The sequence below is a fragment of the Streptomyces niveiscabiei genome (assembly GCF_001419795.1).
GTDB lineage: Bacteria > Actinomycetota > Actinomycetes > Streptomycetales > Streptomycetaceae > Streptomyces > Streptomyces niveiscabiei.
The window spans coordinates 1-1,096 of sequence record NZ_LIRL01001337.1 but is presented as its reverse complement, the minus strand read 5'-3'; the positions used below and the strand labels follow the sequence as shown (position 1 = coordinate 1,096).

The 1,096-nt window shown below is 73.0% G+C and carries 1 protein-coding gene; it reads left to right on the top strand.

The window, feature by feature from the left end; genetic code table 11:
* Positions 1 to 72: 72 nt before the first annotated feature.
* Positions 73 to 1,096: ATP-binding protein (locus tag AOK24_RS43770; RefSeq protein WP_055725384.1), on the top strand; the 1,024-nt coding region annotated here is incomplete at its 3' end.

The window sequence follows — 1,096 nt, the reverse complement described above, 5'->3', positions numbered from 1 at the left end:
AGGGCGATTGTCAGTGGGGTGGTGCATGGTGGAACCAGATCCGAACCGGCCGAGCTGGAGGGGGCCTCAGCCATGTCTTTCACCGCTGGACCGACGTCCGCCGAACCGACCCAGAACCACGCCGCGCTCGCGAACGCGACACCCGTCGGCGAGACCGTCCTGCGCCCGCACGCCGAGACCGCCTTCGCATCCGAACTCGCCGCGCTGGCCGCGCAGGACGACCGTCCGCGCCCGCCGAACTGGAAGCTGTCGCCGTGGGCGGTGGCGACGTACCTGCTGGGCGGCACGCTGCCCGACGGCGAGGTGATCTCGCCGAAGTACGTGGGCCCGCGCCGGATCGTGGAGGTCGCCGTCTCCACGCTCGCCACGGACCGCGCACTGCTCCTGCTGGGCGTCCCCGGCACCGCCAAGACGTGGATGTCCGAGCACCTCGCGGCGGCGGTCAGCGGCGACTCGACGCTCCTCGTGCAGGGCACGGCCGGGACCCCGGAGGAAGCGATCCGCTACGGCTGGAACTACGCGCAGCTCCTGTCGCACGGCCCGAGCCGCGCCGCCCTCGTACCGAGCCCGGTGCTGCGGGCGATGGCCGAGGGGATGACGGCCCGCGTCGAGGAGTTGACGCGCATCCCGGCCGACGTGCAGGACTCGCTGATCACGATCCTCTCGGAGAAGACCCTCCCCGTCCCGGAGCTGGGCCAGGAGGTGCAGGCCGTGCGGGGGTTCAACGTCATCGCGACGGCCAACGACCGCGACCGGGGGGTCAACGAACTGTCCAGCGCGCTGCGCCGCCGGTTCAACACGGTCGTGCTGCCCCTGCCCGCGAGCGCGGAGACGGAGGTCGAGATCGTCGCCCGGCGCGTCGAGCAGATCGGCCGCTCCCTGGACCTGCCCGCCGTCCCGGACGGCATCGCCGAGATCCGGCGCGTCGTGACGGTCTTCCGGGAACTGCGCGACGGGATCACCGCCGACGGCCGGACGAAGGTCAAGTCGCCCAGCGGCACGCTCTCCACGGCGGAGGCCATCTCCGTCGTCACGAGCGGCCTCGCGCTCGCCGCCCACTTCGGCGACGGCGTGCTGCGCCCGGCCGACGTCGCCG